General features: G+C 70.1%; 5 protein-coding genes. 3 read left to right on the top strand and 2 right to left on the bottom strand.

The features are described 5' to 3' along the window. Positions 1-167 precede the first annotated feature (167 nt). The 3 genes from K8612_RS14320 (at position 168) to K8612_RS14310 (ending at position 3,420) form a co-directional block, all read left to right on the top strand. Positions 168-944 (top strand): IS5 family transposase, encoded by a 777-nt coding sequence (locus K8612_RS14320; RefSeq protein ID WP_223762656.1) that lies wholly within the window; start codon positions 168-170, stop codon positions 942-944. 22 nt (positions 945-966) lie between these two features. Then, positions 967-2,271, top strand: coding sequence for a glycoside hydrolase family 2 TIM barrel-domain containing protein (locus K8612_RS14315; RefSeq protein ID WP_223762655.1), 1,305 nt, complete (start codon positions 967-969; stop codon positions 2,269-2,271). A 219-nt stretch (positions 2,272-2,490) separates the two neighbouring features. Then, on the top strand, positions 2,491-3,420 hold the full coding sequence (locus tag K8612_RS14310; RefSeq protein ID WP_223762654.1) for a hypothetical protein: 930 nt from the start codon (positions 2,491-2,493) through the stop codon (positions 3,418-3,420). 10 nt (positions 3,421-3,430) lie between these two features. Here K8612_RS14310 and K8612_RS14305 read toward each other — a convergent pair whose 3' ends face one another. Further along, positions 3,431-5,980, bottom strand: coding sequence for a hypothetical protein (locus tag K8612_RS14305; RefSeq protein WP_223762653.1), 2,550 nt, complete (start codon positions 5,978-5,980; stop codon positions 3,431-3,433). 96 nt (positions 5,981-6,076) lie between these two features. Next, on the bottom strand, positions 6,077-8,593 hold the full coding sequence (locus K8612_RS14300) for a hypothetical protein (protein ID WP_223762652.1): 2,517 nt from the start codon (positions 8,591-8,593) through the stop codon (positions 6,077-6,079). Between the last annotated feature and the right edge of the window lie 20 nt (positions 8,594-8,613).

Here is an 8,613-nt window from a genome sequence, read left to right as displayed (position 1 = left end):
TGCCCCCTCTGCCGCAGGCTCGTCGACGACTCGAACCTGCCGCGCGGCCCCTCACGAATCTGATCAGGTGGTACTAGAGCCGATCTCAGAATTGAGCGGGCAGGCTTGAGGGCGCAGGCCGGGCCGCTGATCGACATGGTGGGGATGGCCATGTTCGAAGCTGACGGGTGGACCTGACGAATGAACAGTGGAGCCTGATTGAGCCGCTCCTCCCCGCGCGGAGGTTGAAGCGGGAGGACCGGCCCGGGCGAACGCCTACGCCCTCGCGGGCGCTGTGGGACGGCATCCTGTGGATTCTGCGGACCGGTGCGCAGTGGAGCGAACTGCCGAGGGGGAAGTACCCGCCCTACAAGACGGTCCACCGCTGGCTTCAGGGATGGGGGAAGGACGGCACCTTCCGGGCGGTCCTGCGTGCCTTGGCCCTGGACCTCAAGGATCGCGGAGGCTTTGACCTGGAGGAAGGCTTCGTCGATGCGTTCTTCGCCTCGGCGAAAAAGGGGGGCCCCTGCGTCGGGAAGACGAAGCGGGGCAAGGGGGCGAAGGTCATGGCAGATGCAGACGGCGCTGGTCTTCCTCTCGCCATTGGCGCGGCAAGCGCTTCTCCCCCTGAAACCAAATTCCTCGAGGCCACCCTCGACGAAAGCCTCCTCGACGAGCTTCCCGAGAGGCTCATCGGAGACAAGGCCTACGACGCCGACAAGCTCGACGAGCGACTGTGGCGCGAGCGCGGAGTGAAGCTGATTGCCCCGCACCGCCGCGGGCGCAAGACGAAGACGCAGGACGGGCGTGAGCTCCGCCGGTACCGACCGCGTTGGAAGGTGGAGCGACTCTTCGCCTGGCTCCAGAACTTCCGTCGCCTCGTGACTCGCTACGAGGTGAGGCTGGAGAACTTCCTCGGCTTCCTCCATCTCGGCTGCATCCTCATCCTCTTGAGGCAATTCTGAGATCACTTCTAGACTCCCTGTCATGGCTACTGCCCGCCCCGTCGCCGCTGGTGTGCTGCTGTTGATCGCGCTCCTCCTGCCCACGTGGGACGTGGAGGCTCGCACCGCCATCGTGAAGGCAGGGGAGGGCTGGAAGTTGGAGGTGGATGGACAGCCCTATGTGGCGAAGGGCGTTACCTTCAGTGGCACGGGCGGGCCCGCGAACTTCGACAGGGATTGCGAGCAGCTCAAGGCCCTGGGCGTCAACACGCTGCGCACCTGGGGCACCGGGGATGAGACGGCCGCGCTGCTCGATGCCGCGCAGAAGCATGGCCTGCGCGTGCTCGTCGGGCTTTGGCTGCGGCCGGGCCGCCCGGGTATGGAGAATGACGACGCCTTTGACTACGTGCGCGACGCCAGGGGCCGTGAGGCGCAGCTCCAGGCCACGGTCGCGCAGGTGCGCCGCTTCAAGGACCACCCGGCGGTGCTCGCCTGGGGCGTGGGCAACGAGGTCATCCTCAACTCGCCGGATGAGCCGTCGAAGGTCGCCTACGCGCGCTTCCTGGAGAAGGTCGTCCGCGCCGTGAAGAGGGCGGACGCCGGGCACCCGGTGCTGTCCGTGGATGCATGGACGCTGGGCATCCCGCTCTGGGAGAAGTACGTCCCCTCGCTGGATGCGTATGGCCTGAATGTCTACGGCCGGGGCATCCACGCGCTGGCGGACGCGGTGAAGCAGGCCGGTGGGCGCAAGCCCTGGTTCATCACCGAGTTCGGTGCGCAGGGCGAATGGGAGGTCCCGAAGGACGCTCGCGGTGTGCCGCAGGAGCCAGGTGACGGGGAGAAGTACGACGTCATCGTGGACGGCTGGCGCAACGCGCTGGCGCCGCATGTCCAGGCAGGGCGGTGTCTGGGATTGTTCGTCTTCAACTACAGCGCGGCGCTGGACCACGGAGGCCTGTGGCTGGGGATGCTGTCCGGTACGTCCAGACGGCCGGCGTGGCACGCGGTGCGAGAGGCATACACGGGCGTGAAGCCGGCGCCGGCGTTGCCTGTTCCGGTGCGCCTGGAGGTCCTGGGCCTGGAGCAAGACTGGGCGACCGTGGCCTTCGACGTCACGTCCGCCACTTCGCTGGAGGTCTCCTTCGCCTACAACTTCCGGGGCGCGCCAACCCGGGCGGAGCGCGACCGCGTGACGGTGCTGGAGTCCCGGAAGGGGAGCACTCCGGGTACGTGGCGGGTGCGCCTGCCCGTCGTGACAGGCACAATCAAGCTGTATGGGCTGGCCAGGGACGGCACGGGGAACCTGGTCGCGGCCACGACGTCCGTGGCGGCTCCCGCGACTCCCTGAAGCATTGCGCTACAGTGCGCCGCCATGTCCTGGCGTCTGCTGGTCCTTTTCCTGCTTTGCCTTTCAACGGGTTGTGGCCATTCCGGTCTTCCCCCACCCACGGCGAGTCATGGTCATTTGTCATTGGCCATGCATGCCTACCTGGACGACCCCAGCTCTTATGAACGCCGTGTCGCCCAGGCCACGAACCTCGGGTACTTCACCCCCAAGGCGTCTTCCTTGGAGGCTGCTTCCCTGGAGCTGGAGCCGGATCAGGCTCCTCGTGTCTTCGAAGAGGTCCTCCAGGTCCTGAAAGGGAATCCCTCCGACGACGTGCTTCGCCGCGCATTGGAGGACCTGCGGGCCGCGTGTGATGCCGACTACGAGAAGGCCTGCGTGTTCTTGAAGGAGGAGGTGCGGGGGCCGGTCAAGGTGGCGGGCGAGGTGGTGCACCCCCTGGAGGGCGGTGTGAAGCGCCGCGGTGCCCAGTTCGCGGTGATCGTCCTCGATTGCCGGCTGGAGGTGGATGGGCGCCTGCATGCCTGTCAGGTCATCGAGGATGGGCCGAACCAATATGCGGCGCGCCTCATCGCGCAGCTCTCCGTGCACCGGTACACGCCGTGGATGCTGGCGGGACATCCGATGAGCAGTCCGTACTCCGTCAACTTCAACCTCCAGTACGGCAGCAGCCGCGCACTGGAGTTGTCCACGGAGCAGAAGCTGCAGTGGGCCCGGCTGCGGGTGGCCTGGTCTCCCCGGAGTCCGTCGGCCTGGACCAACCTGGCCGCGCAGCTCGCCGTCCATGCACCGGCGGATCTGGATTATCCCGGCGCGCTGGAGCGGGCCTACGCGCTGTCGCCTGGATTCTGGTGGACCGCCACGGAGATGGCCTGGCAGCGCATCCAGTCGGGCCAGCACGCCGCCGCGCTGATGGCGCTGCGTCCCGTCATCCGCCGCTCCTCGCTGGGCGAGCACCCCAACCCCTACGTGCTGGAGACCGCCGCCGCCGCGCACTTCGGGCTGAAGCAGTGCACCGAGGCGCTGGCGGAGCAGCGCAAGGCCGTGGAGCTGATGCCCGCGGAGTGGCCCGCGCCCGAGAAGATGCGTTTCCAGGCCAGGCTCCAGGACTACCAGGCCGCCTGCACGCCTTCCGCGCCAGCGGCTCCCTGAACTCCCGCGCTCAAGGCGCCTTGGGCTGGTCCTCCGGGAACTGACGCATCCATCCAGGCGCGAGGTTGGCATTGGCCTTCAGCGCGGCGTCCCGGTCGGCGCGGGCCTGGGCCGAGCCCGGGTCCTTCGTGCGCAGGAGCGCCGCGCGCAGCAGCAGGGCCTCCGGCCAGTTCGGGCGCTCCTTGAGCAACGCGTCCACCAGCGTGAGGCCCTTTGCCAGCAAGGACTCCGCGTCCTGTCCGGCGGCCTTCCTCGCCACGGCCCGGTACCGGTTCAACTCGCCCAGGGCCAGACGGACCTCCTGACTCCGGGGCGCGTGCTCCAGGGCCTTGGTGAGGTTCGCCTCCGCGGCGTCGAAGTGCTTCTGCGCCTCATGTGGATCCGTCCGGGCCGTCCACCGGGCCATCAAGAGAGAGTCCTCGCCCGCGATTCGCAGGTATTGGGGGCGCCTGAACAAGGCAAGCCGGGCGAGCAGGTCGATGGACTTCGCCGCGCGGTCGAAGGTGGGCTGCGGATCCTGCCCCTGCTCCAGCAGGAAGCGCGCCTGGAGTTGAAGCGCCCGCATGAGGCCCATGATGGCCTCCGCGTTCGTGGGGCCCTCGGGCATGGCTTGGAGATAGAAGGCCTCGGCCCTGTCCACGTGGCTGGAAGGATCCTCCCCTCGCCACAAGGCGTACTCCGCTCGGAGCGCATGGATGTCCGCCTGCGCCCGCTTCCCCGGGCCATGCCCGGAGTCCAGCGTCGTGGCTTCTGCCTGCGCCGCCTCCGCGGCATCGAGCAACCGGGTGGGATCGCCTCCGCGCGCCCATCGCTCCTTCGCCTGCTCCAGGAAGACCTGGCCCAGAACGTGATGCAGGGACGATTCACGCGGATGCGCGGTGAGGCCGTCGCGAAGGCGGGCCTCGGCGGTCTTCCATGTGCTACCGGCGTCCTCGCCCCGGGCGCGGTGGCTCAGCGCCTTCGCCATCTGGACATGGGCTCCCAAGAGCCACACCCCATGCGCCTTCGTTTCGAGGGAGCGCACCTTGGTCCAGGCCTGCTCCGCCAGGTCCAGGTCCGCTGCCCCGTCCACCGTCAACGGGTCCATGCCCCGCTCCACGAGGAGCTCCCCGAACCGGATCCAGTACGTGGAGACACGGGGTTCGCGCGCGAGGACGGTCCGCCAGACGTCGAGCGCCTGGTCCCGGTGCGCGCCGTGCCGGTCCCCGACCCGGGGGCCTCCCCATCCGTTTTCGACCGCCGCCCAGTGCTCCAGGAGCCGGGCGTGCAGCAGGTGGAACGCGAGGTCCCGTTCGGCCGGGGGAACGGCGTTCAACAGGTCCTCCTCCGCGGGCTCCAATGAGCCGGAGCGGGCCTGCCTCGCCTTCTCCTGCTGGAACACCAGGGTCCGGATCCGTTCCATCCCGACGCAGCGGTTCGTGGAGTCCCGGGCCAGCATCACGTCCGCGATTTCCTGCGGGTGCTGGGTCAGGTAGCCGCTGAAGGCCTCCTGGAGCAGGGGATGCTCCACCAGGGCATTCAGCAGTCGCAGCCGCTCACAGGCAGGGCCGGAGGCGGCAGGGTTGATCCGGGACGCCGCGTCCAGTGCGCTGAAGGCACGGCCCGCGGGCCCCAGGCCCTCGGGGCCGTCAAAGGCCATGACGCCGGGCACCCGCTCCTCGCGGTCGTAGGAGGGCATGGTGCCGGGCGGATCCGTAGGGATGAAGGCGATGACGGCGGATTCGAACCGGACCTGCGCCAGGTGGGCCTGCATCCGGCTCTCCGCCGTGCTCCTGGCGGCATCCAGGGACTTGCGGCCGTGCTCCAGTCGCGCCCGGGCCGCGCCCTCCTGGCCTTCCTCCCACAACTGGGCGGCGCGGAGCAGCAGCACGTCCGCGCGCAGCAGCGGCGCCTCGACGAACCAGGGATGCGAGGCGGCCAGGGGCTCCAGCAGGGCCGCCGCCGCGTCCAGCCTGCCCTCATGAAAGGCGACGAGCGCCGCGAGGAGGTTCGCCGACGGGGCCTCCTTCTCCCGGGCCTGACGAAGCAGGGCGAGCACCGGCTCGCGGTACTGACGTTCCGTGTCCTGCTCGCGCACCCGCCGCTCATCCGGATCCAGCACCGTCAACGCCGTGATGCGCTGCTCGCGGTAGCGCTGGCTGAGCGCCAGGGCCCGGACCCACGCCACGGAGGGCTCACGGAAGCCCGCGCTCCACGCGGTCTCCAGGTGCTTGATGGCCGCGTCCAGGTCGCCCAGGGCCAGTGCCCCCCGCCCGAGCGCGGCGTGTCCGGGCCCCTGGGCCCCGGCACCTCCGAGGGCCATCTCCTTGGACAGCTTCATCATCCAGCCGCGCAGCTCCGCCTGCTCCGCGCGCGCGTCGTGCACCCGGGTCAGGTCCACCGCGCGGGCCCGCGCCTCGATGCGCTCGGCCTCGAAGGTGAAGTGCGAGGCCCAGGCGGTGTCTTGCTGGGAGCGGTGGGTCGACGCGCAGGCCGAGGCCGCGACGAGCAGCAGGACCTGTGAGGCCAACACCGCGCGCCTGGACCAGCCCGAGGTCGCGTCGTTCTGGGAGTCTTTCAAGCGGACGGCTCCAGGTGTTCCGGAACAGGTTTCATTCCAGGGGATGCAGTTTGACGACGACACGGGTTTTGCCCCGGAGCCATTCCAGCCTCGCGCTCACGGCTTGAGTGGCGGGTCCTCCGGGAACAGACGCAGCCACCCGGGCGCGAGGTTGGCATTGGCCTTCAGCGCGGCGTCCCGGTCCGCGCGGGCCTGGACCGAGCCCGGGTCCTTCGTGCGCAGGAGCGCCGCGCGCAGCAAGAGGGCGTCGGGCCAGTTCGGACGCTCCTCGAGCAACGCGTCCGCCAGCGCGAGTCCCTTCGACAGGAGGGGCCCTGGATCCTGCTTCGCCGCCTTGCGCGCGACTGCCCACTCCCGGAACAGGTGGCCCTCCTCCAACCGGATCTCCTGATTCGAGGGCTCCAACTTGAGGGCCTCCGCGTAGTTCTGCTCCGCGCCGCTGAACTGCTCCTCCGCCTTCCGCGGATTCGTGCGTGCCGAATGGCGGGCCCGTAGACCCAAGGACTCGCCGATGGCCCGATGATGCACGACGCGGTCACGGCCGAGCCACGATATCCCGTCGTTCTCGCCGTGCGGGCGCATGAGGAGGGGCTCCGGATCACGGCCCTGCTCCAGCAGGTGGCGCGCCTGGAGGTGGACCGTCTTCCCGAGGCCCACGAATCGCTCATCTTTCTGCGCCTGGAAGGAGGGACGTGTCTGGAGGTAGAGCGCCTCCGCCCGGGCCGCCTCTCCGGTGGGATCCGCTCCCCGGCGCCAGGCGTACTCCGCTCGCGTCACGATGACCTCCGCCTGCCCGAACCTTCCCAGGTTCAGGTAGGGCGCCAGCGCCGTCGCCTGGGCCTGGACCGCCTCCGCCTTGTCGAGCAGCGCGCTGGGATCGCCTCCGTGCTCCCAGGCCTCCTTCGCCTGTTCCAGCAGGAGCCGTCCCAGCTCATGTTGCAGGGAGGGATTGCGTTTCTGCCGGAAGTACTCGGAGTCGAGGTAGGCCACGGCCTTCTCCAGGTTCGGTCCGGCCTCTTGCCCCCGGGCCCGGTGCCGCTGGGCCTGCGCCACGCGGATGCGCGCCTCCAGGAGCCACACCTCGGGGGCTCGCGTGTTGACCCTGACGGACTTCTCCCAGGCCGCTTCCGCCTGCGCCAGGTCCGCGAGGGCGTCCTTCGTCGCCGGATCCATCCCCCGGGCCAGGAGCAGCTCCCCCAGCCGGACCCAGTACGTGGGGATGCGCGCCTCGAGCGCCAGCGCGCTCCGGTAGGCTTCGATGGCCTGCTCCCTGCGCTCCCAGCCAGGAGATGCGTCGTTGATCCTCCCCACCAGGAGGAGGGTGTCCATCCAGGCACGCAGGAGCCGGGCTCGCAGGAGGTGGTACGCGAAATCCCGTGCGGGAGGTGGCGTGGTCTCCAGCAACTCCAGGGCCTCCTTGAGCTGCTTGCCCCCAGCGGTGTTCTTCCTCAGGGCCTCCTCCGCCTCCTGCACCAACGCCCGGCTCCACTCCGCGCGGCCACACGTGCTCGCCGGCTCCAGCTCCAGGACGTGTTTCGCGGCCTGGATGGCATGCTGGAGCAGGGCTCCTGGGAAGGGCTCGTCGCGGTCCGGGCGCTCCGCCACCGTGTTGAGGAAGCGCGCCTTCTCGCAGGCGAACCCGGCGTTGCCGGGATCCACCCGGGCCGCCAGGTCCAATGCCTCGACCCCCCACTTCGCCGGGCCGGGGTCTCCACCGGTCAAGAGCAGCACGGTGCCGGAGAAGTCGGGACGGGTGAGGTTCATCGCGGCGGTCTCGAAGCGCGCCCGCGCCAGGGAGGCCGGGGCGAAGCTCTCCGCGGTGGACGCGGCCTCCTGGAGCGTCTGGCGTCCGGCCATCAGGTCCTCGCGGGCATGGACCTTGTCGTCCTTGTGCCAGCGTTGGGCGGAGCGCAGCAGGAACACGTCCGCGCGCAGCAGCCGCGCTTCCACGAACCACGGGTGCCGGGTGCCCACGGACTCCAGGAGCGCGAGCGCCGCGTCCAGGCGGCCCTCATGCAACGCGATGAGCGCCGCGCCGAAGTCCGCCGACGGAACCTCCGCCCCCGCCGCCTGTCGCAGCAGCGTGAGCACCGGCTCCCGGTACTGGCGCTCGGCGTCCTCTTCCCGCACCTTGCGCTCATCCACGTCCGGCGTGGCAATCGCAGCCAGCCGCAGCACGCGGTAGTGCTCGCTCAAGGCCAGGGCCCGGGCCCACGCCACGTGAGGCTCGCGGAAGCCCGCGTTCCAGGCGGCCTCCAGGTGCGTCCGTGCCTCCGCGTCCCGGCCCAGCGCGCGCGCCCCGCACCCGAGCGCGTAGTGCCCGGGCCCCTGCGCCTCGGGGCCGCCCAGCGCCATCTCCTTCGACAGCGCCTCCATCCAGGCACGCAGCTCCGCCTGCTCCGCGCGCACGTCGTGCAGCCGGGTCAGGCCCACCACGCGGGCCCGCGCCTCGATGCGCTCGGCCGCTTCGGTGAAGTGCGACGCCCAGGAGGTATCCCGCCGGGAGGGAGCACGGGTCGCGCAGGCCGATGCGGCGACGAGCAGCAGGACCCACGACGCCCACGCCGCGAGCCTGGGCCATCCTGGGGTCGAGTCGTTTGGGATGTCTTTCAAGGCGACGGCTCCAGGTGCGT

Source organism: Corallococcus sp. AS-1-6, assembly GCF_020037015.1.
GTDB lineage: Bacteria > Myxococcota > Myxococcia > Myxococcales > Myxococcaceae > Corallococcus.
Note: the sequence above shows the minus strand (reverse complement) of the source record. Positions and strands in the feature narration are given on the sequence as shown.